The 25,373-nt window shown below is 53.4% G+C and carries 18 protein-coding genes; 16 read left to right on the plus strand and 2 right to left on the minus strand.

Going from position 1 to position 25,373, the window contains the following annotated elements:
- Nucleotides 1-36 precede the first annotated feature (36 nt).
- From serS to CpATCC19410_RS03235, 3 genes are all read left to right on the plus strand, one after another.
- Nucleotides 37-1,296, plus strand: a complete 1,260-nt coding sequence (gene serS / locus CpATCC19410_RS03225) for a serine--tRNA ligase (RefSeq protein WP_014522488.1) — start codon at nt 37-39, stop codon at nt 1,294-1,296.
- Nucleotides 1,297-1,313: 17 nt separating this feature from the next.
- A complete protein-coding gene (locus CpATCC19410_RS03230) occupies nt 1,314-2,162 on the plus strand; it encodes a lysophospholipid acyltransferase family protein (protein ID WP_013242831.1) in 849 nt (282 codons plus the stop codon).
- A 148-nt stretch (nt 2,163-2,310) separates the two neighbouring features.
- A complete protein-coding gene (locus tag CpATCC19410_RS03235; protein WP_014401449.1) occupies nt 2,311-3,147 on the plus strand; it encodes a Cof-type HAD-IIB family hydrolase in 837 nt (278 codons plus the stop codon).
- A gap of 76 nt (nt 3,148-3,223) precedes the next feature.
- Here CpATCC19410_RS03235 and CpATCC19410_RS03240 read toward each other — a convergent pair whose 3' ends face one another.
- A complete protein-coding gene (locus tag CpATCC19410_RS03240; protein ID WP_014522487.1) occupies nt 3,224-5,251 on the minus strand; it encodes an N-acetylmuramoyl-L-alanine amidase in 2,028 nt (675 codons plus the stop codon).
- Nucleotides 5,252-5,728: 477 nt separating this feature from the next.
- Here CpATCC19410_RS03240 and CpATCC19410_RS03245 point away from each other — a divergent pair, with 477 nt between their 5' ends.
- The 8 genes from CpATCC19410_RS03245 to CpATCC19410_RS03280 all read left to right on the plus strand — a co-directional run bounded on the left by CpATCC19410_RS03245 (nt 5,729) and on the right by CpATCC19410_RS03280 (nt 16,791).
- Nucleotides 5,729-6,742: an ABC transporter substrate-binding protein gene (locus CpATCC19410_RS03245; RefSeq protein ID WP_013242827.1), complete on the plus strand. Its 1,014-nt coding sequence runs from the start codon at nt 5,729-5,731 to the stop codon at nt 6,740-6,742.
- Between the two features lie 24 nt (nt 6,743-6,766).
- A complete protein-coding gene (locus tag CpATCC19410_RS03250) occupies nt 6,767-7,810 on the plus strand; it encodes a FecCD family ABC transporter permease (RefSeq protein WP_014401447.1) in 1,044 nt (347 codons plus the stop codon).
- Nucleotide 7,811: 1 nt separating this feature from the next.
- Nucleotides 7,812-8,588, plus strand: coding sequence for an ABC transporter ATP-binding protein (locus CpATCC19410_RS03255; protein WP_013242825.1), 777 nt, complete (start codon nt 7,812-7,814; stop codon nt 8,586-8,588).
- Nucleotides 8,589-8,691: 103 nt separating this feature from the next.
- Nucleotides 8,692-9,888 (plus strand): UDP-galactopyranose mutase, encoded by a 1,197-nt coding sequence (gene glf / locus CpATCC19410_RS03260; RefSeq protein ID WP_014401446.1) that lies wholly within the window; start codon nt 8,692-8,694, stop codon nt 9,886-9,888.
- Between the two features lie 332 nt (nt 9,889-10,220).
- Nucleotides 10,221-11,591: an MFS transporter gene (locus CpATCC19410_RS03265; RefSeq protein WP_014301010.1), complete on the plus strand. Its 1,371-nt coding sequence runs from the start codon at nt 10,221-10,223 to the stop codon at nt 11,589-11,591.
- A gap of 73 nt (nt 11,592-11,664) precedes the next feature.
- Nucleotides 11,665-12,762, plus strand: a complete 1,098-nt coding sequence (locus CpATCC19410_RS03270) for a glycerophosphodiester phosphodiesterase (RefSeq protein WP_013242822.1) — start codon at nt 11,665-11,667, stop codon at nt 12,760-12,762.
- Nucleotides 12,763-13,123: 361 nt separating this feature from the next.
- Nucleotides 13,124-16,189, plus strand: coding sequence for a DUF5979 domain-containing protein (locus CpATCC19410_RS03275; protein WP_014522776.1), 3,066 nt, complete (start codon nt 13,124-13,126; stop codon nt 16,187-16,189).
- A gap of 95 nt (nt 16,190-16,284) precedes the next feature.
- Nucleotides 16,285-16,791 (plus strand): phosphatase PAP2 family protein, encoded by a 507-nt coding sequence (locus CpATCC19410_RS03280; protein ID WP_013242820.1) that lies wholly within the window; start codon nt 16,285-16,287, stop codon nt 16,789-16,791.
- On the opposite strand, the gene CpATCC19410_RS03285 is transcribed toward CpATCC19410_RS03280, so the two are convergent.
- Entirely contained in the window at nt 16,788-18,143 is a 1,356-nt protein-coding gene (locus CpATCC19410_RS03285) for a DUF5129 domain-containing protein (RefSeq protein WP_013242819.1), read from the minus strand. The two genes, CpATCC19410_RS03280 and CpATCC19410_RS03285, sit on opposite strands and share 4 nt — an antisense overlap.
- A gap of 265 nt (nt 18,144-18,408) precedes the next feature.
- On the opposite strand from CpATCC19410_RS03285, the gene CpATCC19410_RS03290 reads away from it, so the two are divergent.
- From CpATCC19410_RS03290 to CpATCC19410_RS03310, 5 genes are all read left to right on the plus strand, one after another.
- Complete coding sequence (locus CpATCC19410_RS03290; RefSeq protein WP_013242818.1) at nt 18,409-20,400, plus strand: glycosyltransferase; 1,992 nt, start codon at nt 18,409-18,411, stop codon at nt 20,398-20,400.
- Nucleotides 20,393-20,899 (plus strand): phosphatase PAP2 family protein, encoded by a 507-nt coding sequence (locus CpATCC19410_RS03295; RefSeq protein ID WP_014401444.1) that lies wholly within the window; start codon nt 20,393-20,395, stop codon nt 20,897-20,899. Before CpATCC19410_RS03290 ends, CpATCC19410_RS03295 begins: the two co-directional genes overlap by 8 nt.
- Nucleotides 20,900-21,880 (plus strand): decaprenyl-phosphate phosphoribosyltransferase, encoded by a 981-nt coding sequence (locus CpATCC19410_RS03300; RefSeq protein ID WP_013242816.1) that lies wholly within the window; start codon nt 20,900-20,902, stop codon nt 21,878-21,880.
- Nucleotides 21,881-22,062: 182 nt separating this feature from the next.
- Nucleotides 22,063-24,006, plus strand: coding sequence for an arabinofuranosyltransferase AftB family protein (locus tag CpATCC19410_RS03305; protein ID WP_014522775.1), 1,944 nt, complete (start codon nt 22,063-22,065; stop codon nt 24,004-24,006).
- A gap of 245 nt (nt 24,007-24,251) precedes the next feature.
- Nucleotides 24,252-25,277 (plus strand): alpha/beta hydrolase, encoded by a 1,026-nt coding sequence (locus tag CpATCC19410_RS03310; RefSeq protein ID WP_013242814.1) that lies wholly within the window; start codon nt 24,252-24,254, stop codon nt 25,275-25,277.
- Nucleotides 25,278-25,373 lie beyond the last annotated feature (96 nt).

A 25,373-nucleotide genomic window follows, 5' to 3' on the forward strand; every position in this document is an offset into this window, starting at 1 on the left:
ACCTACTAGTTAATGGAAGGCGGTAAGGTCGGATGTGTGATTGATCTGAAATTCCTCCGCGAGAATCCCGATATTGTCCGCGAATCCCAGCGTATTCGTGGCGAAGACCCTGAATTGGTAGATAAACTACTGGCCGCCGATGAGGCACGACGTGCGGCAATCCAGGTTGCAGACGAGCTGCGTTCCGAGCACAAAGCCTTTGGCAAGAAGATTGGCCAGGCCGCTCCGGAAGAGCGCACTGCCTTGCTCGAAGGCTCAAATGAGTTGAAGGCAAAGGTTAAAGAAGCTGAGGAGGCTCAGTCTGCCGCGGAAGCAAAGGTAGATGAGCTCCAAATGCTCTTTAGCAATGTGGTCACCGATGCTCCTGCTGGTGGAGAAGATGACTTCATTGTTTTGGAGCACGTTGGTGAGCCGCGCACCTTTGACTTTGAGCCCAAGGACCACCTTGAGCTTGGCGAGTCCCTGGGGTTGATCGATACCAAGCGCGGTACCAAGGTAGGCGGAGCACGTTTCTACTACCTCACTGGCGACGGCGCATTCTTGCAGTTGGGAATGCTCAACCTCGCCGCTCAGAAGGCGCGCGAGAACGGTTTCCAGCTGATGATTCCGCCAGTATTGGTGCGCCCTGAGATTATGCAGGGAACTGGTTTCTTGGGGGCACACTCCGATGAGATCTACTACCTTGAGCGCGATGACCTTTATCTAGTAGGCACCTCCGAGGTCGCCTTGGCTGGTTACCACAAGGATGAGATTATCGACCTTAATAAGGGACCGATTAAGTACGCTGGTTGGTCCTCCTGCTTCCGCCGTGAAGCCGGCTCTTATGGCAAAGACACTCGTGGTATCCTGCGCGTTCATCAGTTTGACAAGCTTGAGATGTTCGTTTTCTGTAAGCCAGAGGATGCCGTCGAGCAGCACCAGGCGCTTCTGAAGATGGAACGCGACATGCTTGCCGCAGTGGAGGTTCCTTACCGCGTTATCGACGTTGCCGGCGGCGACCTAGGATCCTCTGCGGCTCGTAAATTTGATACAGAAGCATGGGTTCCCACTCAGAACACCTACCGCGAGCTGACATCCACCTCAAACTGCACCACATTCCAGGCGCGTCGTCTTCAGACTCGCTATCGCGATGAGACCGGCAAGGCTCAGACCTGCGCTACCCTCAACGGAACTCTTGCTACTACTCGTTGGTTGGTTGCCATCCTTGAGAACAACCAGCAAGCAGATGGATCAGTCATCGTTCCTGAAGCTCTGCGCCCATTCGTGGGTAAGGATGTTTTGGAGCCAATTAAATAAGAGGTATTTGGGTAACCATGAACACTGGATGGGAAAAGCGGGGCATTTGCTGGGTGCCAAAGGGCTTGCAAAAGGTCCCAAGGCATCCAGAAAGCCGAGAGTGGTTTTATGGCCGGATCGTAGCAAGGCTTGTAAAAGGTCTTCTCCGTGCTCAGGCTATAGAGCTCACGGTAGAGGGATCGGAAAATGTTCCTGCTCAGGGTTCGGCGCTGCTAGCGATTAATCACACAGGCTATTACGACTTCATTTTTAGCGGCGCTGCGGCCAACCTTCGCGGTGGGCGATTGACCCGATTCATGGCTAAGAAGGAAATCTTCGATGTACCTGTAGTGGGCAAGCTTGTGCGGCTTATGAAGCACATCCCGGTTAATCGGGCTGCTGGTGCGGGGGCTCTTGATGCGGCGATTAAGCATCTCCAACAAGGGCAGCTCGTGGGGATTTTCCCAGAGGGAACAATTTCCCGAAGCCTTGAGATCAAAGAGCTCAAGAGCGGTGCTGTGCGCATTGCTCAGCAAGCGAACGCTCCTCTCATTCCCGTCGCGGTCTGGGGTAGCCAACGCGTGTGGACTAAAGGGCTGAAGCGTGACATCGGGCGTAGCCACATACCCGTGTGGATTTGGATCGGGCCGCCGGTGTCTCTCGAAGGTACCGTGGAAGAAGCCACTCAGCGCCTCCGCGAGGCAATGATAGAGCTTCTCGACGGAGCACGTGCGGAGTATGAAAAGGCCTACGGTCCCTTTGCTGGCGGCGAGCCGTGGCGGCCTGCCTCGCTGGGAGGTTCTGCGCCTACCGTGGAAGAAGCCGCACGTATTGATGCAGAACAGCGGCGTATTCGCGCGGAGAAGAAAGCTAAGAAACAGAAATAAGAGTCTTTTAGCCTTTGATGCCCAGGTTGGTAGCTTATTCCCACTACCCACCTGGGCATTATGTATGGCGCTGCCCCCGTGGCTGATTAAACCCTAGACATTTGTCACGTTAGGACGGAACAATGGTTAGTAATGTATTCGCATTCCCTTGGAGCCGGAGGATCGTATTGTGACGTGGGAACCCAAGCTCATCGTGAGCGACGTAGACGGAACGTTCCTCGATTCTCGAGAGCGGGTGTCACCGGAGTTACGCGAGGTAGTTGAGCGCGCCGGGGCCCAAGGCGTCTTTTTTGCTCTGGCCACTGGCCGGCCTCCACGGTGGATTTATCATGTGCTGGATCAGTTAAGTATCTGCCCTATCTGTGTGTGCGCCAATGGTGCTGTTCTTTATGACTCGGAAAGTGACCGTGTTCTGCGTGCACATACGCTCAGCCCTGAAATTTTGCGCACTGTGGTCAGCGCTGTGAGGGAAAATCTTGACTGTGGGATTGCTGTCGAGCGCTCCGGGGCTTCCGCCTTTGATCACCCCGGAGAACTTTTCGCGGTGACACCTGGTTATGTGCACGCCTGGGAAAGCGATGAGCATGGGATGGAGACAGAGGACGAACTCCTATCACGCCCTGCTATGAAGCTTCTTCTGCGTAATGACGCCCTCTCTGCCAATGAGATGTATGCACTAGCTGCACCAGTTATCCCCAAAGATCTGGCGCATGTAACTTTCTCCATTGATCACGGACTCCTAGAAGTTTCCGCTCCAGGCGTGAACAAAGCATCTGGATTGCAAGATCTGGCTGAGCTGCTGGGGGTGGAGCCTTCCGACGCAATAGCCTTTGGCGATATGCCTAATGACGTAGAAATGTTGCAGTGGGCGGGACACGGCGTGGCTATGGGCAACGCTCACGAGGCCCTTAAGCATGTCGCGGATGAGATAACCACCAGCAACAATGATGCTGGTGTGGCGAAGGTACTCAAGCGTTGGTTCTAAAAAGAAAACCGCGAGAACAAGCTGTTTAAAGCCTGTTCTCGCGGTTAAGCATTTTCTTTAAGCCGCACCTGGAGCATTAATTTGTGTGTATATCTATTGCTCCGGTAGCTGGGTTAAAGGTGATGTAACCGTGCTGGAAATCTACGCGGTATTCCTCACCGGAACGGTACTGGGTGCCGGTGGGAAGCCCCAGCGGGCCGGCGTCGAATCCCTGTTGTGCCCAAGCATCGCCGATTGCTCCCCACAGTGCATTCGCACCGGTAGATGGAGTGGAGACAATGATGCCGTGGTCAAAGAGTGCATATTCCACTTCTTCACCGGTCTTGGAAGCATAGGTGGCTACGCCGGAACGGGGGTTACCCAGGACTGGGCCAAAGATAGTTTTAACGTCATTCCATGCGCGGGTGATGTTCGGATTGCTGATTAGATCCACCATACGAGTGATGATCGGTGGGATTTGAGATAGCTTTAACCCATTAATCACCTGCACATTGCCGATGGCACCTAGGTTGCCAGGGATGAGTCCCTGCGTGGAGGCGATAGCCGCGGCGAGGAGCAGCAAGGATCCGCCTGCGGCCACTGCGGAATTAAGATCCTTGGGCATGGGGGTCTCAGCGAACTTAGTAATGAGCTCGGCGATATTTGCTATTTGCGCGTTTGGCTGTGCAGGTGCAGGCGCAGGATGCTGTGGGGCTGGTGCGTCTCCGCGCGGCGGAGTGTTCTGTATACCGCCGGAGGGAGCGGTGCCGTTTTTGATCGAATTGTATTTTTGCTTAGCCGTTGTTCTGATGTTGCCCATTTGGGCATAGGCGTGTTTGCCAGGGCATGCAGTATTGCCAACGTCGCGGTGGGCGAAGATATTAGGCAGATTAACTGCTTGGCCCTTGGGATAAGGGGTATAGCTGGTTCCCTCGGAGTAATGAGTACCAGAACCTGTGGGATCAATACCGGCTACGGCTGAGCGCCACCCTGCGAGCTCGCCGACAGATTTGATCATTGCCGGAGTAGTGGGGGCGGTGTCGTAGTTACCCAACATGGAGATGGCCCAGGTATTTTCATTGAATCCGCCAGCGTGGGCACCCCATACATTGCGATTAAGTCCACCGTAGCGGCCCTCGTAGAGGTTGCCATATTTATCTGCTAGTGACTGGTATCCCACGTCGCACCAGCCCAGAGTCTGAGCGTGGTACTGGTAGATGCCTCGGACGATTCCAGGTGCCTGTGCCTCTGAGTAATTGTTTGAGCCTGCGGTGTGGTGAATGGTAATGCCCTTCACGCCATCAAAGTAACTTGGCTGTTGGCATCGGATGGACTCGTTAGCGCCCCACCCTTTGCGAGAGATAACCCGGGGCATCCCATCGGAATCAGCGGTCATCTGGATACCGTTTTCCGGGAGCTGAGATTCTCCACCTTCAATGAAGACCACATCGAAATCTGAGACATTGTTGGTGGCAGTGATATTTGTAGCTTCTGCCACAGGCTTGATATCGCCAAAATTGGATGGCAAAGGGGCCATACCATGCACTGCTGGATCTTCAGCGGGAGCAGCCGGAGAGGCGTCGGCTGCTGGTTGCCCGGCAGCTGGCTGAGGTGCGGCTTCGGCATTCGGCGGAGTTGCTGGAGCGCCGCCGGTGATGTCCACGCCAGACATAGACACTTGAATTGTGTTGGTCGGCTCGATGTAGATCACGTCAGTGCCGCGCTTTTCCGTATCGCCTGCGCCGTAATCTAGTGGCTCGGTGTCATACCATTCAGACCAGGTTCCGTCGGCACGCTGCGCTCGGACAAAGGCTGCGATGTCCTTCTCACCGTTCCAGGTGATCGCGAACTGCGAGAATGGCTGGTCACGGTGGAATTGCTTGACGGTGCGAGAACCCATCTTGCCTTGGGCGGAGATGGCTGCATCATCAATGGTGATGCTTTGGCCAGATGCGAGGCTGTCTGTGCTCACGCTGGCTTCGATGGGGTCGATACCGGTGTTATCGGTATGCAAGATCTGGTTGGCGCCAATGCCAACGACTGCGGAGGCTAAAAGTGCCACTGCAGAGACGATGGCAGTGACTGGCCGAGTCGGTGTGGGGACTAGGCGACGTCGTTGCTGCACGGTAGTGAACTCCCTTAATAAGGTGCGGCTGGGAATGTTGATAACTGCTGAAAACTGTTGAGAAAATGCAAAATCCCTGTTCACTCTAGTGCACTTATGTGAAAGTTGAAACACTTGTGATAGGTGTGGCGGAATTTTTATAGGGAATTGTGGAAAAAGGGGGGAGCCTGGGTAACACTGTGGCTGCACGGATGGTGGGGAAGAGGGCAGATCGTGGACGGCGTATCCATAAGGTTTTATTGTGGAAAACTTCACGGGAACTTAAAAATGACTCCTGAAGAACAACGCTAAAACAGCAGCTAATAGCGGGTAAAAATGGATTTCTTTACGTGTTTGATCCGAATAGTGAACCCCAGCACATTGCTCACGAGATGTCTGTCGGATATGGCACGGTAATCACGTCCCTACCTTTTAAAAAGAAAGTCCCTCGGGTGCGGAATCACGCATCCTAAAGAAAAGAAGGCAGCACGCACCATAATGATGTCCCGCAAGAAATCTTTAGCTCGCGCCGTAGGAAGTGCCCTCTGTGGCATTGCTATCGCTGCAGCCGTTCTGGTTGGTTGCAGCTCTGGTGAAGGCGAAACCGCATCGAACAGCGCAAAAAATGCGGACACAACGCAGAACTTTCCTGTCACCGTGAAGTCAGGTGTTTCCGGTGAGGGTGAGAGCATCACCCTGGAACAAAAACCCGAAAGGATTGTGAGCTTATCGCCCACAGCCACTGAAGTTCTCTATGCCATCGGTGCAGGAGAGCACGTGGTGGCGGTAGACAAACACTCCAATTATCCAGCAGGAACACCCATAGTCGATGGATTATCAGGGTTTAAGCCAAACCTTGAGGCAGTGGTGGCTCATGACCCAGATCTTGTGGTGGTCTCGCGGGAAGATGACACCTTTGTGGCCGGACTACATACAGCAAAGATTCCCGTGCTGGTGTTGCCGGCGGCAAAGAAACTCGACGATGTGTACTCGCAGATTGAAAGGTTGGGGGCGGCCACTGGTCATATTGCAGACGCTACCCTGCGGGTTTCGGAGATGCAGTCTGACATTGAATCGGCCGTGAAAACGGTGCCAGAATCCATCAAGGACGCTCACCTGTCTTATTACCATGAGATTAGTAGCAAGCTTTATGCGGCTGCCGATAGCTCATTTATTGGTCAGGTCTATGCACTCTTTGGCATGAGGTCTATTGCCTCGGGCGCAAAAGACTACCCGCAGCTAACAAACGAGGCTGTTATTGACGCCAACCCGGACGTCATATTCCAGGCTAACCATGGATCGGAAAAGATCACCCCGCAAGATCTGGCCGCTCGGCCGGGCTGGAACACCATCAACGCAGTAAGAACAGGCGCGATAGTGCAGCTTGATCAGGATTTGGCTGCGCGTTGGGGTACTCGGCTGCCGTTGCTGATAAAACAGGTCGCAGAACAACTAGCGGCCCTTCCTCATGATGCGACTGCTCAGGGCTCTGCAGCGTCGGTGGCCCGCTAGCCTAAGTAGTCTGCGGCTTAATCCATGCGAGAACAAACCCTTAGAAACCCTAGAACGCTATGTCCAGTGATCATAGTGTTCAGCGTGATCGCGTTGGGTTGCGTGATCATTGCAGCGACCCTGGTGGGGGCGGTCGGCATTGGCCCTGGGGATGTGATCCGAGAGTTTCTTGGCGGGCAGGCGTTGAGCGAGCGCCACCATGCGATAGTGCTCAATGTTCGATTGCCAAGGGTTATGCTGGCCGTGATTGTGGGAGCCGTGCTTGCTACAGCAGGTGCCACCTATCAAGCGGTGTTTCATAATCCCTTAGCGGATCCCTATCTGTTGGGCGTAAGCGCTGGCGCGGGTCTTGGAGTCACGTTAGCGGTGATCTTTGGGGCCACCATGGGCTTGGGCCTCGGTGGCGCGGGAATCGTCGGCGCGGCTTTTGTAGGCGGCGTTGCTGCGGTTGCTGTGACATGTGTATGTGCTGGCATGGCGGGCGGCCAGTCACGGTCAGATGCTACGACCGTGGTTCTTGCAGGTGTGGCGGTTGCCGCGTGTGCTTCTGCAGCGCAGACCTTTGTGCAACAGCGCAATATAGACACCATTCAGCGTATCTATGCGTGGATGCTGGGAAGCCTGAATACTGCAGGCTGGTCAACGGTGGGCTTGGTGATACTACCCGTGACGTTGTGCGTTGTGCTGCTCTGTCTGAGTGCTCGCCTGTTAGACGTGATCACGCTAGGTGATGAGGAAGCCGCCGCATTGGGCGTACATCCGCAACGCGCACGATTAATGCTGGTAGGGGTAGCCACGCTAGGAACTTCCGTGGTGGTCTCAGTATCTGGGCTTATCGGCTTTGTCGGGATTATCGTCCCGCATGCGGTTCGTCTTGTGGCTGGTCCGGCTCATCGATACCTGATGCCGCTTACTGTGATCTGGGGAGGCATTTTCCTCCTTATCGCAGACACCGTAGGAAGGACCGCCCTAGCACCGGCTGAATTGCCGGTGGGAGTGGTCACGGCTTTTGTCGGTTCTCCTTTCTTTCTTTTTGTTCTGCATCGTCATCGTCGGGGAAGGTCGTAGCATGCTCGACGTACGTAGCCTCTGCTTTTCTTATGCCAGTACGCGTCTTATGGCCTTGGAATACGTGAGTATGTGCTGTTCCAAGGGACAGTGGCTATCTCTAATTGGGCCTAATGGGTGCGGAAAATCTACGTTGCTCAGCGTGATCGCGGGGGTGCGTCGGCAAGCATCGGGCGAAGTGTATGTGGACGGTGCGTCCGCGCGCATGCGGAAGCGGAAAGAATGGGCGCGCACGGTGGCGCTTATGCCACAGCACCCGACGCTTCCGGAGGGGATGCGGGTGATCGACTACATCAAGCTTGGACGCTATCCCCATCGCTCTACCAACAATGACCTGATAGAGCGCGCTATTTGCGACCTCGATCTGCAGAGTTTTGTTGCCTCATCCATAACTGAGTTATCAGGGGGAGAGCTGCAGCGAGTAGCCCTAGCGCGCGCTTTAGTGCAAGAGCCTGCTGTTTTGCTTCTCGACGAGCCCACCTCGGCCTTGGACATCGGGCGGGCACAGGAAGTACTTGAGCTTGTCGACGCACTCCGCGCCGCGCGAGGACTCACCGTTATTGCGGCTATGCATGACCTGACACTGGCCGCAGAATATAGCGATGAGGTGATGCTGCTTGATCGGGGGCGCGTAGTTGCGCATGGAACCCCGGTAGAAGTGCTTACTCGGGAAACCATAGAAAATCTCTATGAGGCCACTGTAGATGTGACTTTTATGGACAGCGCGCCGGCCGTGATCCCACGGCGGAAGCGGGTTCTCCCCAGAGCATCCTCTTAAGCTGGGGATTTATATACAAAGTTAACTGCCATAAGGTTCATGTGAGCTTAAAGATGCATCCCGGATGTTCATAATGCGTAAAACTCCGATAGGCTTTTTCACCATGAAGGAATTTGATCTCATTGTCGTAGGCTCAGGTCTCTTTGGACTCACCATTGCAGAGCGCGCCGCTAGCCAGCTCAACAAAAAGGTGCTCATTGTTGAACGCCGCAGTCACATGGGCGGAAACGCCTATTCTGAAGCTGAACCTGAGACTGGCATAGAGATCCACAAGTATGGTGCACACCTCTTCCACACGTCTAACAAGCGCGTGTGGGAGTACGTCAATCAATTCACGGATTTCACCAACTACCAGCATCGCGTGTTTGCCATGCACAATGGCACTGCGTACCAATTCCCCATGGGTTTGGGCCTGATTAACCAGTTCTTTGGCAAGTATTACTCGCCAGATGAGGCCCGCGCGCTGATCGCGGAACAGGCTTCTGAGATTGATTCCGCTAAAGCAGCAAACCTGGAAGAAAAGGCAATTTCCCTCATCGGGCGCCCGCTCTACGAGGCGTTTATCCGCGATTACACGGCTAAGCAGTGGCAGACAGACCCCAAGGAACTTCCTGCCGGGAACATCACGCGCCTACCTGTCCGCTACACCTTTGATAATCGCTATTTCAATGATGATTATGAGGGCCTTCCCGTCGATGGCTATGCAGCATGGCTTGAGCGGATGGCTGACAGTGAAAATATCGAGATTCTTCTGGATACAGACTGGTTTGAGGTGCGCGATGAGATTCGTGCTGCAAACCCTGATGCACCCGTTGTATACACAGGACCACTGGATCGCTACTTTGACTTTGCAGAAGGCGATCTGGGCTGGCGCACCCTGGACTTTGAGACCGAAGTCCTAGAGACTGGTGACTTCCAGGGCACGCCGGTGATGAACTACAACGATGCTGAGTTCCCTTACACCCGCATCCACGAGTTCCGTCACTTCCATCCCGAGCGCGCGGGGCAGTATCCTTCAGACAAAACCGTGATTATGAAGGAATTCTCTCGCTTTGCAGAGGAAGGCGATGAGCCTTATTACCCGATTAACACCCCTGAAGATCGGGAGAAACTTGAGGCATATCGCAAACTAGCTGCGGCAGAAGCGCGGGAGAACAAGGTTCTTTTTGGTGGGCGCTTGGGAACCTACCAATACCTGGATATGCACATGGCTATTGGTGCCGCTCTGAGCATGTTTGATAATAAGCTCGTCCCCTATTTCAACGAGGGACAACCAATCGAGCAAGAGCGCGGGCACTAAACCGCCATAAAAACAAGGGCCGTAAAGAGCAGAACTAACTGCTTCTTTACGGCCCTTGCGTGTCATTTGGTGCTTCAGTGCGGATGAGAAATTTTTCACATTATTTCTCAGGGCGGTTACCTACGGTGCAGTAGGAAATGATTGTAGGCCTGGGAAAATCTCACTAACTAAGCACGGGAATTGTTGATGTTGTGGGTTTTATCGGAAAACACCCCCCGTGGATAGTTTACTATAGGTGGTGATTCTATGCTTTGCATTCCCTCATGTACTGGCGGGCGTCGAGTAGCTCAAACATTGCGATGTGCTACTAACCTCGCATGAAAGGAACAGAAATGAACCTCGGATGGTTAGCTGCGCCTCCTGCGGCACCTCGTCGCAGTGAGGAGGAGGTAGCGCGTCTTTACCCGCGCCTGCGCCTGCAGGTTTTTATGGGTATTTTCATCGGATACGCTGGTTTTTACCTGATCCGTAATAATATCTCGCTTATCGCTCCGCTGCTGATCGACGATACCGGTATTGACAAAGTAGGCATTGGCCTTATTGCCAATGCCGTTCTTTTTGCCTACGGCCTGTCCAAGTTCTTCTCTGCGATGATCTCGGATCAATCCAATGCTCGGTATTTTATGCCCTTGGGTCTTGCCCTTTCGGCAGTAGTTAACCTGGGCATTGCTTTTGTTCCGTGGCTCTCTGCTTCTGTTGCGGTATTTGCCATCGTGATGTTTATCAATGGCTGGGTGCAAGGTATGGGCTGGCCGCCGGCAGGACGAGTACTGGTTTATTGGTACTCCACTAATGAGCGTGGCTGGAAGACCTCTTTGTGGAATACCGCGCACAACGTTGGTGGTGCCGCATTGCCGTTCCTGGTAGGTATTGGCCTGGCTCACATAAGCAACTCCTGGCAAATTGCTTTCTGGTTCCCGGCATTGGTCGCGCTGCTAGTGGCAGCCCTCGGCTTTGCTTTGATCCGGGACACGCCGCAGTCACAGGGCTTGCCGCCTATTGAGGAATATCGCGATGATCCGGCGAAGGTAGAGGTTGATCTCCAGGACGGTCTGACTACATTCCAACGTATCCGCAAGCACGTGCTGACCAACCGCACCATTGTGATGCTTGCGGTGGCAAATGTCTTTGTCTATGCCCTGCGCTATGGCGTTCTTAACTGGATCACCGTATTCCTACATGAGAAGCACCATGCGGAAATTGGTGCAGGCCTTACCGGCTTTGCGGCCTTTGAGCTCGCCGGCATCCTAGGGACGATTCTCTGCGGTTGGATGTCTGACAAGATTTTCAAGGGATACCGCTCGGGCGTAGGCATGCTGTTTACCATTCTCACGGCCGTCTGCATATTTATTTATTGGCAACTACCCGTGGGCGCATCGATGTGGATGCTCATTCTGCTGGTTGGCCTTATCGGTGGTTTGATTTACGGTCCTGTGATGCTGATTGGTCTCCAAGCTATTGACCTCTCCCCGCACAATGTTGCCGGTACTGCTGCAGGATTTACCGGTTTGTTCGGATACCTATTGGGCGCAACCCTCGCGTCAAGTGGCGCGGGCTTCCTGGTTCAGCATTATGGCTGGGACGTTACCTTCATCGTATTCATCGCCTTCTCAGTGATTACCGTGATTCTCTTTGCTGTGGTGGGTCGTGATGAGCGCGAGCTTATGCGTAGCCACAATGAAAAAGTACAGTCACGTGCTTAATCCCTAAAGCGGGCCCCAGGGCCCGCTTTTTCACTGTCTATCTGCCGTTAATTTATTTGGAGGAATCACAACAATGCGTTTGGTTGGAAAATACACAAAACCTGTGAGCGCACTCGTGCTTTCAGGAGCTCTCATTCTTACAGCATGTGGTACGTCGCAGGAGTCTGGCAAAGAGGCATCGAGTAGCTCTGCTATGACGGCAAAGGAATCAGCGGTGGTCAATCCCGTGGTTAAGCACCTGGATATGCAGGCGCACCGAGGCGGACGGGGGGAACATACGGAGGAGTCTCTCGCCGCCTTTGAGCATGCGCTTTCCTTAGGGGTGAGTACTTTGGAGTTTGATATTGTGATGTCCAAAGACGGCGTTCCTGTGGTCTGGCATGATCCAGATGTTCAAGAAGAGAAATGCCGCGATACCGAGCCAGCTATGCCAAACGATCCGCAGTTCCCCTATGTGGGGAAGCTGCTGCACGATCTCACCTGGGAGCAGCTGAGTACTCTGCGCTGCGATAAAAAGCTAGAGAAATTCCCCGACGCGGAGCCTGCTAAAGACAACCAGATGATTCGTTTGGAAAGAGTTTTCCAGCTCACCAAAGAGCGCGGTGCAGACGTGATGTACAACATCGAAACTAAAATTGAGGCGGATCATCCGGAGAAATCGGCTGAGCCTCAGGAATTTGTCGATGCCATCCTCACCGCATCAGATAACGCAGGTGTGACGGACAAAGTAATGCTTCAAAGCTTTGATTGGCGCTCGCTGCCGCTGGCAAAGAAGCATAATCCCAAGATTCGCACCGTAGCGCTTTACGACGAAACCACCTGGTTGGAGGGCTCCCCGTGGCTCGGCGACATCGACTACAAATCTGTCAACGGTGACGCTCTGGAAGCGGTAAAGAAGCTTGGTGCGGACATCGTCAGCCCTGGCTACGCAGTTCCTTATGGCAAGACCGTTGCCGACTCAGACTATAGGCCTGTAACCACGCCTGAATATGTGAAAAAAGCACATGACTTGGGGCTCAAGGTTGTTCCTTGGACAGTCAACGATAAAGCTACGATGAAATCCCAGATCGAAGCCGGTATCGATGGGATTATCACCGACTATCCCACAATTTTGCGCGAGCTTGCGGGGGAGATGAATCTGGATCTTCCTGTGAAATACCCAGCGAAATAGATAACAATAATGTTGTAATTTTTAACACTACATTAAGTAATGCGGGTCTCATTTTGTAATGAAATGGGACCGCATTACTTAATGATAAATGCTGGTAAGAGGGCGTTTTTTGGTGTGACTTCTTTTGGAAAATGCTTACAATTGTGACTTAAAACTATTTTGTGGACAAATCTATATTTATAGAAAATGTGCTAACTTACGTTAGGAAATTCTTAAAAATTTAGAAATCTTTTAGGTTTGGTGGAGCGCTCATCTTCGCTTCGCCTATTTTCGCATGCCTAAGAGACCCTGAGTTTCCTTTCTGTTGAAGAGGTAAAAATAGAAATGGAGCAGAGTTTTGGATATCTCTCAATTGTTAAGCATGGGGAGTAGTCGGGCAACAAGGTTATGTAAGGCCTTTATCGTTGCCGTAGTTACTTCCTTGGTAGCGGCCATGTGCGTGGTTGTTCAGCCGGCGGTGGCGCAAGCGCGAAGCGAGTGTTCTGGTGGTAGTTATTCCAATTTGCACTGGAAGGATGGGAGCCCTGGCGTAAAAGATGGGGTTTACAATGGGCGTTCCGAGCAGGCGCAGGTGGAATTTGATTGGGAAGTTCCTAATAGTGCCACTAAGGGCGATACCTTTTATATTCAATTGCCTGAAGAGCTAGTTACCGTTAATACGGGGTTGTTGCAGCTAAAAAATAACAGTGGAGTTGTAGTTGCAGAGGCAAACATCATTGGTAATTCCAAAAAAGTGGAGTTTACTTTGACTGAAGTCGTCGATAAGAAATTCGAGGTCAAAGGTAAAGCCCACTTTACGGTTGAGTGGGATCGGGATAGCAAGAGTAATCTTCCGGAAAAAGGTTTCGGTACAGTTAAAAACCCTGGAAAACTTCGGTTTGATGGTTGCGGATCAGGCAATTTGAATGGAGTTTATACTCCCGATGGTCCTGCTGGGGTTAGGCACGAGAGCGGGAAGAGCGGTGAGTATTTTGGGCCTAAAGACGTAGATGGGAAAACCCATCACTTATTTGGTTGGACAGTGTTTGTCGGTAGCGATACTGGCACTTCTTCTTTTTCGGTAACGGATACGCCCCCGGAAGGTCATAAATTCTCATGCGATTCTAAATTTGCGGAGGGGAATTGGTCTCCGATCATATTGGAGGCCACTACCGAAAGCGGTACTACTCCTACAAATGTTATTCAAATTGGCACGGGTGTAAAACATACGGGTAAGCATAATCTTACTCTTAGCAATCATGCTCAAAAAGTGCAGTGGGAACCAGTACGCACCCTAGGTGCACATGGTTTTGAAATTGACTGCCAGGAAAAATCTTTGACAGTTAACTTCCCTTATGGAGTTGATCCACGGACTGGTCCTCGTATTGTTTTGACAACTCATACTGAAGTTAAGCCAATACCGGGCAGCCGTATTACTAACAAAGCTTCGATAAATGGAAAAGACGTTGAAGGTAGCGTTGTTATTCCTTCTGCTGGGGGCTGGGCAGAAGGTAAGCTTGGCGGCTTTGCTTTCCGGAAACAGGCTACTGGCCTTGAGCGTGGGCTAGAGAAGAGCTTTGACTTTGAGTGGACCTGTCACCATAAAAATGATCTTAATAAGGAGACGAATAAGGGGAGCACTTCGCTTAAATCTGGTGAATCGCATCATGTCTCGGATCAAGATAAAGGCACTATTTGCAATCTGAAAGAGAAGAACGCTGATGTTGAAGGATATGGACGCGTAACCAAGTGGATAGTGAATGGCAAGACTCAAGAAAGTGAATCGGTAGAAGTCGAGGCGAGTGCAAAAAATGAGCAAGCCGCGATCATTGAGGTCACTAACTCTTATACAAAGAAAGAAGAAAAACCAAAAACTGGTTCTTTCAAAGTAACCAAGAAAGTTAAAGGTCTTTCAACCAATCACAAGGACATTCAGTACCCCTTCACCTACACCTGTACCAAGGAAGGTGCTGATACTAAGTCCGGGAACTTCACTATTACAGGAGAAGGCGAGCAGGTCATTGATAATATCCCTGCCGGCTATTCCTGCTCGGTAACTGAGGACACGGAGAAGGCCACCGTTAAAGGCTATTCCCTGGTTGCTAACGTTTCTGGTCCAGTAACTATCGTTGCAGATCAGATCCAAGAGATACTCGTGAACAACCTTTATTCTCAAGGCAAGGGATCTTTCAGCATCACTAAGGAGCTCCAAGACCCGAGCAACATTGCGGCTGGTAAAAAGTTCTCCTTTGAGTACGAGTGTGAGAACAAAGACCTTAACTTTAAAACTGGCGGCACAGTAGGACCGATTGGCGCTGGTGAGAAAGCAACAGTCAAGGATATTCCCGCGGGTTCCATCTGCACTATCAAAGAGCAGGACGCCAAGGTGCCAGGGGCCGATCTTAAGGTTTCTGGTCTGGATGAATCCATCATTGTTGGTAACGATGAAAAGAACGTCAAGGTAACTAATACGTATTCCGTCTGGCGTGCAAATATTGTCCTTTCTAAGGAGATCACTGGTTCCACTTCCTCAGCTTTGTTGGAAAAGCCTTTTGAAGTGGACTATGTATGTGTGTTGGGGACTAGAAAGAGAGGCGGCAAAGTAACCGTTACCGCCAAGACGCCGATAGTGATCAGCGATCTACGTTCTGGCTCCGAGTGCACGTTCACAGAGAACACCAAAGACCTTGATGTGAAGAGCGCTCGCTTTAACCCAGCTGGTTCCACCACAAAAACCACCGTTAAAGTCGGTGACAAAGGAACTAATGTCTCCGCGAAACTGATCAATGATTATAAGGAATTAGGCAAGGTCTCCTTGACCAAGGTGATCGGAGGCTTGTCTGCAGATGCGTGGGGTTCCACAGGGCAGAATCCACGGGAGTTTGATGTAGAGGTCACTTATAAGGACGCAAGCGGAGACAACAAGACACAGACTCTGAAGATATCTGAGGATAAGATCACTCAGCTGCCAGCATTGCCAGCGGGCACCGAGATCAAGATCCGGGAGATTATGCCAAATAATTCTGCGTTGACCACGTGGTCTACCCCTGGTTATTCCTCCGCTGATGGCTCTGCTGTTGTCCGCGACAATGGTGACGGTTCTGCCACAATTATTGTTCCGGCTAATTCCTTTGATAAGCCGGCATTGGTTAAGGTGCGCAATACCGCCAATATTCCGTGGTGGTGGTCGTTATTGATCCTGGTGCCATTTGTGGTCCCGCACCTGGTGCCGTCGGATAGCGGAAGCTCCAGCTCTGCGACGTCGACAAGCACCCCACAGAAGCCTGCTGCGCCTTCTACTCAGCAGCCGGCGCCTGTAAAGGAGAAGCAAAAGCCTAAGAAGACTCTTGCCGTCACGGGCGCGAGCGTACACATGGTTTTGATCTTTGGATTAATTCTTACGATGACTGGTGGGGCATTCTTTGTGATGCGTCGTCGTCAAGATTAAGTCAAGCTTAAAAAGCATCCTGAGACAAGAAAGCAAGGGTGAGGAGCTCGCAGCCTGTGCCCTTGCTTTTTTGAGGGTGCCGTAGGCTCGTTGGAGTGGATGCATATCTTTTAGATTTTGTAATTCAGCAGCGCAATGAGGCTGCGACGCCGTGGGTGGTTGCATTAACCACGGCAACGCGACCGGCGTTTGTTATGGTTGCGGCGCTGGTGGCGTCGGCAATGCTTATGCTCAAGCGCCGCGCGTTGCCGTTGTTTCCAGCGGTAGCAGTGGGGCTTGCATGGATAAGCAGTAGCGCATTGAAATATCTGTGCGGACGGGAGCGACCAAGCAGGGAGCTGCAGCTTCTTTATGAATACAATCCGTCATTCCCCTCGGGCCATGCGACAACGGCCTTCGCGGCTGCTACCGTACTTGCGTTGCTATGCCGCCGCTGGTGGGTGGTTACTGCATGGATTATGGCAGCGGCAGTAGCGCTGAGCAGGCTGTACGTGGGGGTGCACTGGCCTAGCGACGTCCTAGCCGGCGCGCTCCTAGGGGCTGGGGTTGTAGCCGCAACCTACGCAGTAATGCGGAAAACTGCGGCAGCGAGGACGCATTAAAAGCTTCCCGACGAGCCCGCCCCGGAGAAACCGCCGGAGTATGAGGCGGTAGATGAGGTGCTAGCGGCTTCGGCCGCGCTGACTGCGTCATTATGCCAGGAAGTCATGAGGAAGAAGGGCACGTAATTTCCGTAACCGGGGTGCCAATCGCTAGCGCCCAGGCTTGGGGTGTGGTTGTTCTCAAGGTCGGCTTGAGAGAATTGCTTTTGGGCCAGGGCTTTGGTCACCGTGCCGTATTCGGAGACGATGAGCGCATATTCATCCATAAAGTTCGCTGCGGCAGGATCTGCAATGAGGGCTCGGCAGCGGGTACTGAGCTCACCGATACGGGCTTGGATGGCGGCGTCATCAGCCTCCACCTCAGCCTTGAGGATGTCCTCGTGCAAGGCCGTGAGTTCCGCTAACCGCACATCGGTATTACCCTTCTCCATGCGGAAGAGAGTATCGATGTTGTTCTCGGCGTTGCGGAGCTGAGTCACACTAGCTGCCGCCGCGGCTAGCTCTTTACGCCGCGCATAAATAGCCTTCTCATCGGCGTTTTCTGGAAGCTGCATCATGGTCTCGTGCTGAGCCAAAAAACCATTTTTAATGTCTTCCCATTCGCGGCGCAGGGTGGCGTCAGCGATGGGGGAGCTAAGGGAATGCGCACGGATATCGATGCTGTCTAAATTATTGGCAAGATGCGTGTAATTGGTGGCTACCGTCTGGTAATTCTGCATCGCAAGCTGTCGCCGCTGCTTGCGATAGTGGAAGGAGATAAAACCCACTATTGCCGCAAAAGCCGCGCCGCCAGCTGCAAAAATTCCGCCGACTATCCAGTTACTGTTGTCGGTAGCGTTGGGGTCATAGTCAGCCACAGTCGTTGCACCAGTGAGCAGGCCGCCCACCCAGTCGCCGTTTTTAAAGGACCTCTTCATAGAATCGGAATAACGCGTGGAATGCTGGTTATATCCGAGGGGCCCTTTTAGATCTTCTCCCACGTAGGTGCCCATTGCGCGGAGATTAACATCCACGGTAAACAAAACATGACCGTCGGCCCATTTGTTTCCTTCTTGGTTGATCAGTTCTCTATGCTGATGCAGCCCAAAGTCCTTGACCCAATCGTCATAAGGAGTGGTAGCGGTTGCGCTGACGATGTAGTCAATGTTGGGAACATGGGCTGGAAAATTCAAAGCCTGAGTCTTCTGAGTAAGCTCGGCTTCCTCACCAGGAGACAGGACGTTGTCTTGGTCGTAAATCGTCACATTCACGGGGGCGTCGGCACGCGCGATTGTAAGCGCACCGGAAGGAAGTAAGAGCAGTGAAAACACTACTGCCGTAATTAAGCACGAAAATTTTACAAAATTACGCATGGTGCGCACCTCTTAGTAAACGTTGACCACGATACAACTGAGTATAAAGGTTTTTGACATGCCGCTAGAAAGCGGAGTTCCCCCGGGAAGCATAAGAAGACTACAGTACAACGGGTTCACAAACGTGAGAAGGAAGCAACTGAGAAATCCGGATGGTGCGCGCGTTATTTAAGGAACGGCGTCCTCAATAGCATTATGCTAGACCGGTGAACTGTGCCCTTCGAGAGCGGGGCAACATCAAAACTTTTAGAAAGGTTTGGCGTCAATGAGCGCTGATAAGAGCACGGCTACTAAGGCAGTGGAAAAGCTGCAGCGATTCCTGCTACCACGAGCAGGCGAGCCTTATGACGTGCGGATGTTGTACCTCATCGAGGCAGAACACAACACTGCGCGTGCGACGTGGGAGGACCGCGGCTCGGTATCGCTTGCTGCCGGCAACGAGTTGAGCTTTTTGACGTACTTCAACGCATTTCCCGCAAGCTATTGGCGCCGTTGGTCTCAGCTGGACTCTGTCATCCTCAAGGTCGAGGTTGCCGGTACTGCACGCGTAGATGTGTACCGCTCCAAGATCGATGGTGCGCGCATCGCTGTGGAAGGCCAAGTGGTCACTGATGGGACTGCTGAATTTGAGCTTTCCCTGCAACCCTTCGAGGACGGCGGCTGGCTGTGGTTTGACCTCACCGCAGAGACTGACACCACCGTTATAGAGGCAGGCTGGTACGCCTCGCAGGCACCGGGCCCCCAGACGCTTCCCGACGGCACCCAGGTAGGTCCCTTCGAACCGCGCGTGACCGTGGGCATTCCCACCTTCAACCGCCCAGCAGACGCAGTGGCCGCGCTAGAAGCCCTAGCTTCTGACCCAGAGGTAGACGCGGTCATTGACACGATGATCATGCCGGATCAAGGCACCAAGCATCCCGCTGATGAGCCAGGCTATAAAGCTGCAACTGAGCACTTCGGGGAGCGCTTCTTTGAGTTCCGACAGGGGAACCTGGGCGGATCGGGCGGCTATTCCCGCATCATGTATGAGGCTCTCGGCGGTGTAGACGGAACTGGCGCGGCCGGCGCAAAGAAGAGCCCTTACATCCTGTACATGGATGATGACATCGCCATTGAGCCCGACTCAGTGCTGCGTGCGCTTCAGGTAGCACGCTACGCTAAGTCCCCGATGCTTGTCGGCGGACAAATGCTCAATCTTCAGGAACGCAGCCACCTTCACACCATGGGTGAGGTGATTGGGCGTCATGACTTTATGTGGACCTCCGCTCCTCATGTGCACTACGACCATGACTTTGCCAAACACCCCCTCGCAGACCGCGGCAAACCAGGCGACAAGCCCGGTATGCCTAACTCCGTTGACCTGCATCGCCGCATCGACGCAGAGTTCAACGGCTGGTGGATGTGCATGATTCCGCGTGTTGTCGCAGAAGAAATCGGGCAACCGCTGCCACTATTTATCAAGTGGGATGACGCTGAATTTGGGCTTCGCGCCGGGCGACATGGCTATCCGACGGCCACCTGGCCGGGCATCGCTATTTGGCACATGGCGTGGTCGGACAAGGACGACGCAATTGACTGGCAGGCTTATTTCCACCTGCGCAACCGTCTTGTGGTGGCTGCTAACTATCACGATGGCCCTGTTGATGGCATTATCAAGTCGATGCAAAAGGCCACAATTAAGCATCTAATGTGCTTGGAATACTCGACCGTGGCCATTCAAAATGAAGCCATGAAGGACTTCCTCGCAGGTCCGGATCAGCTCTTTAACATTCTAGAGTCTTCCTTGCCGCGTATTGCGACGATTCGTAAGGGATATTCAGACGCTGTGGTGTTGCCTACCGCCGCGGACCTGCCCAAGCCCACTGGTATTCCCGGTGTGCCGACTCGCGACATCGGTGGCCGCCTGGCTCCTATCAAGAAGGCCGTGTGGCTGGCCAAGGGGCTCAAGCACTCATTGTCCAAGGAAAACAAGGACCATCACGAGGTGCCTCAGGCAAATCTTTCTCCTATCGAGGCACGTTGGTTTAGCCTCTCGCGTCTCGACGGCGCCACTGTGACCACTGCTGATGGCCGTGGAGTGGTATACCGTAAACGCAATGTGGAGCAGGCAAAGGAACTGCTCAAAGAGTCGCGTCGTCTGCAAAAGGAAGTCGCAGAGAACTTTGATCGTCTGCGCGGCGAGTACCGTGCTGCCCATAAGCACCTGACCAGCCGTGAAGCATGGTCCGAGATTTTTGCAGGTGGCGTGGATGAGTAAATTGGAATCAGATGTTCTCGTTGGGATCCAATCGTGTTTAGCTTCCCAGCGTGCCGTTCTACCCACCGCCCGCGCTCTCAGCCATTTCGGCGAACACGCTTTGGGCTGGATGGGGCTGGCCGCCTTGGGCGCTTGTGCGGATAAGGGAAGACGACGTCAGTGGATACACGTTGGCGTATCGGCTTTTCTCAGCCATGCTGCTAGCGTTGTGATCAAACGTATTGTGCGACGGAAGCGTCCGAATGATGAGCGGATCACCATTGGGGTGGGAACGCCCTCTAAGCTGAGCTTTCCTAGCTCGCATGCGACGTCGACAAGCGCTGCTTTGGTGAGTCTGGCTAAGCTCACGCGCAGTCCGCTTCCGCTGCTCGGTATCCCTGTGATGATGACATCGCGTATGGTGCTCGGAGTGCATTACCCAACCGACGTGGCCGTCGGAGCGATTCTCGGTGCGGCTACCGCGCAAGCAGTGTCGCGAATGGATAAGAAGGAAAAGTAAGTGACCGAGCAAAACAAGAGCTTCCTTGAGCCCGAACCCCACACACGTGGCGTGGAGGACAATAAGAAGCGTCGTCCGCCGAAGAATCTCGCCGACGCGATGATTAAAGCGCTGCGCCCCAAGCAGTGGGTGAAGAACGTCCTCGTTCTTGCGGCGCCCGCTGCAGCCGGCACAGAGGCATTCTTTGCGCCACGCACACTCGTGGACATTCTTATCGCCTTTGTCGCTTTTTGCCTTTCAGCATCTGCGATCTATCTGATTAATGATGCCCGCGATGTTGAGGCGGATAGGCAACACCCGACCAAGCGCTTCAGGCCGATTGCCGCTGGTGTTCTGCCCGTTAATCTGGCTTATGGCATGGCGGTATTCCTGATGCTGGCGGCTGCGTTTATCAGCTACTTTGCTTCCTCGGGCCATGGCCTTGTGATCGTTGTAGTGGTCTATATCGCATTGCAATTGGGCTACTGCTTTGGTTGGAAACACCAGCCAGTGATCGATATTGCCTTGGTTTCCTCCGGATTTATGCTGCGTGCCATGGCCGGCGGTGTGGCCGCAGGCATCAACCTTTCACAGTGGTTCCTTTTGGTTGCTGCGTTTGGTTCGCTGTTTATGGCATCAGGTAAGCGCTATGCGGAAATTCTGTTGGCCCAGAAGTCGGGCGCGAAAATTCGCAAGTCACTTGAGGGATACACTCCCACGTATCTTCGCTTCGTGTGGACGCTCTCCGCGACCGCTGTGGTTATTGCGTATTCCTTGTGGGGCTTTGAGATGGCTGCCTCGTCTTCCGGAACGGCTTCAGTGTGGTACCAGATTTCGATGGTTCCATTTACCGTGGCTATCTTGCGCTATGCGGCCGACGTTGATCGTGGTGACGGCGGCGCTCCCGATGAGCTTGCGCTTTCAGACCGTGCATTACAAGTCCTAGCGATCGCATGGGTCGTGTGCATCGGTATCGCTGTATATTTGGTTCCCGCGATTTAGGCTTACAGAAAATCGGGATGTAACAGCCACCAAGCCAGTTTGTAGAACTGCTTGGTGGCGGTTTTTGCTTTTTGCTGGCTGTTTGTTCGCCATCTGGGAAACGCTGAGGATAAAAACTGATTACGCAACAATTATCACTCCGATTCACAATAGCCCCGTTTTCAGTGTTAGCATGAGCACTCATGAATAAGGGTCGGTCATTGTCAGTGACCACCGCGTTTATAACCGTCATGGTCATCGCGGTGCTTACATTTGTGGGAGGCTGGCAACGCCGGTGGATTAGCGATGATGGCCTGATAGTTTTGCGGACCGTCCGAAATCTCCTTGCCGGTAATGGCCCGGTATTCAACGCTGGCGAGCGAGTAGAAGCCAATACCTCCACTCTGTGGCAGTACCTCATCTTTATTGTTGCCAAAGTGACGGGCGGGGAGCTCACCGCGATTGCGCTGTGGCTTGCTCTGCTTCTGACCACAGCTGCGCTGGCTATTGCGGCACTTGCCACTGTGCGCCTTCATCCAGAGCGTAATGCGCTGATCCTTCCTTTCGGTGCCGTTATCTATATAGCTCTGCCTCCGGCGCGAGACTTTGCCACATCTGGGTTGGAGTGGGGCCTGTCCCTCTTCTGGCTGGCAGCGTTGTGGTGGTTTGTCGTTGCATGGGTTCATACTGCTCGCCCAGCAGTGGCGGCGTCGTCAGACTCGCAGCGAGCGGATAAAGGTGCGCTCCGGGCAACGCTTTTCCTAGCCTTTTGGTGTGGGCTGAGCTGGCTAGTGCGTCCGGAAATGGCACTCTATGGTGGCGTGGTCGGCCTGGTCCTTTTTATTAGCGCGGAGACCTGGCGCCGGCGTGGCCTTATTTTGTTGGTGGCTCTGCCGCTTCCTTTGGGATATGAGATTTTCCGGATGGGGTACTACGGTCTGATTGTTCCGCAGACCGCCGTGGCCAAGTCTGCAAAGCTAAGCGACTGGGCGAGCGGCTGGATGTATCTGAGGGACTTTAATGATCCCTACGGAATGATCATCGCAGTGCTGTTGGTGCTCGCGGTGGGATATACGGTGTTTGTGCGTGGCGGTTTTTTCCGTGGTTTCCGTGGCCCGTGGAGGGCGGAATCACAGTCTGAGGCTGAACCGACGCAGCGGTTTGCCGCCGTGCGCTCGCAGTTGCGAACCTCTCGCGCCATGATTGTGGTGCTGCTGGATTGTGCTCTTTTGCATATTCTCTATGTGACCCGCGTCGGCGGTGACTTTATGCACGGCAGAATGTTGCTGTTGCCGCTGTTTGTGTTGCTCCTGCCCGTCGCAGTGATCCCGGTGCGGCCCACGAGCGAGGGGAAAATATACGAGCTGGCCAGCTTTGGACTCTTCTGCGGCGCGATGACATGGGCATTCCTGGTAATAGCCGGGGGGCATAGCTATGAGCGACCCGGTAGCGGGGATGCGCAGAAGGAAATCGGCATTGTGGATGAGCGGGCGTATTGGACGCAGTCGATGGGGCGCGAGCCTGATAATGCGCCAAAGACCGCAGAGGACTTTCTTGAGGTTCCGGTGATGCGAACATTCAAGGAACGCTTGGCGCAGGCACAGGCGAACAATGATGCGCTCATGCTGGATTTTGTGATTGATGATAAGAAAGAGCTCTATGACTGGCAGGCGGTCCCTCGTGACAACTCTGCCAAGGAAAAAGACATCCCGCTGACCATTACGCGCATTAACCTGGGCATGACATCGATGAATGCCCCTTTGGACGTGCGTGTTGTGGACTCCGTGGGGCTGTCTAATCCGTTGGGGGCTCGTCAGCCGCGTATTGAGGGTTCGCGAGTCGGCCACAACAAGCATCTTCCGCTGTCTTGGCAGGCTGCAGATTCTGCGGCCAATCTCAGCGACCTTCCCGTATGGGTTGACGGCCCAGAGGCGAGGAGTGTGCGTAAGGTTCTCTATACCGAGGACGTGGCCGAGTTTATTGCGAGTTATCGAGAACCAATGAGTGTTTCGCGATTCCTTAAAAACATTGCTTTTGCACTCGGACCAGGACGTTCGTTGGAACTTAGTCCAGATCCTGCCCACTATGGGGCTAACACAGACCAGTCCGCCCGTATTTCTTGGCCGGTGAGCGCCCACACTGACTAGTGACGCTTTGCCTCAATTGCATGTATTACCCGCAAAAGTGGGTAAATGAGAGTGCTGCTGGAGTGGGGAACTTTCAAAAAACTAAGTTCCGACTATGAAAAAGGGCATAAGCGAGTTAATCTAACCTGGATTATATCGGTTCTGTAACGGCCCAGACTTTCTGCTCGATACTTAAGCAGGAATGAGACGGGGCGTTTGCGTGCACATGATAACTGCGACGCCGCATACTTAGTTCGAGGAGATTTATGACGATCGCGTCCCGATTGAAAAAGGTAGGCAAAAAAACTACCGCCACACTTACGGCTGTGGCTACGGCGGCAGCCCTGACCGTTGCAGGCACGGGTGTTGCTTCTGCAGGGCCTCGCGACTGGCTGCGCCCAGATGCTACAGGCACCTGCGAGTGGGATGCAGCAAACTACTGGGTGCAGCGTTGCGACGTTGCTTCTCCGGCCATGGGGCACAACGTAACAGTGCAGATCCAGCCGGCAGGTCGTGGCGGTAACGCTGCTCTCTACCTACTCGATGGGGCACGTGCCTCCGATGCGGCCAACGCCTGGACTTTTGACGCCTCCGCACAGAGCATGTTTGTGGATAACAACATCACCTTGGTTATGCCAGTGGGCGGCGCAGGTAGCTTTTATACCGACTGGGCAGCACCATCAGGAATCGGCTCTGTAGGGCAGGTTTTCAAATGGGAGACCTTCCTAACCCAAGAGCTTCCTGCGTACCTCGAAGCGCATTTTGGCGTTGCTCGCAATAACTACTCCGTAGGTGGCCTCTCCATGGGTGCTACCGCTGCAATGAACCTGGCTGCGTTGCATCCAGAGCAGTTCCGTCAGGTGCTGAGCTACTCCGGTTATCTCGCAATGACTGCTCCTGGCATGTACAGCCTCTTGGGCCTCGCCCTCCTCGAAGTTGGTGGCCTGAGCATTAACTCTATGTACGGTAGCTTCTTCAGCCCACGTCGTATCGAGCTAGATCCTCTGTTTAATATGCGGGGTCTTGATGGTAAAGACGTCTACGTCTCTGCTGCCAGCGGTGCATGGGGCGGCCCGGACATCGAAAAGTACTCGTTCAAGGATCGTGTCAATGGTTCCATCCTGGAGGTGGCTTCTCGCATCTCCACCAAGATTTGGGAGACCAGGGCAAAGGGTTATGGCCTGAACTACACCGCGGACTACCCAGCTGTGGGCGTTCACAACTGGCTGCAGTGGAACTATCAGTTGGCTATTACCAGGGATCGTATCCTTAACGTTATGAACGCCTGGTAAGACTGCTATCGCATTCTAAGCTGTGTATCCCCAGAGGGTTTGTGCCTCTGGGGATTTTTATGTTCTTGCTAGTTTGGCCATTACATTGGTCTACGG

This window comes from Corynebacterium pseudotuberculosis (genome assembly GCF_002155265.1).
Classification (GTDB): domain Bacteria; phylum Actinomycetota; class Actinomycetes; order Mycobacteriales; family Mycobacteriaceae; genus Corynebacterium; species Corynebacterium pseudotuberculosis.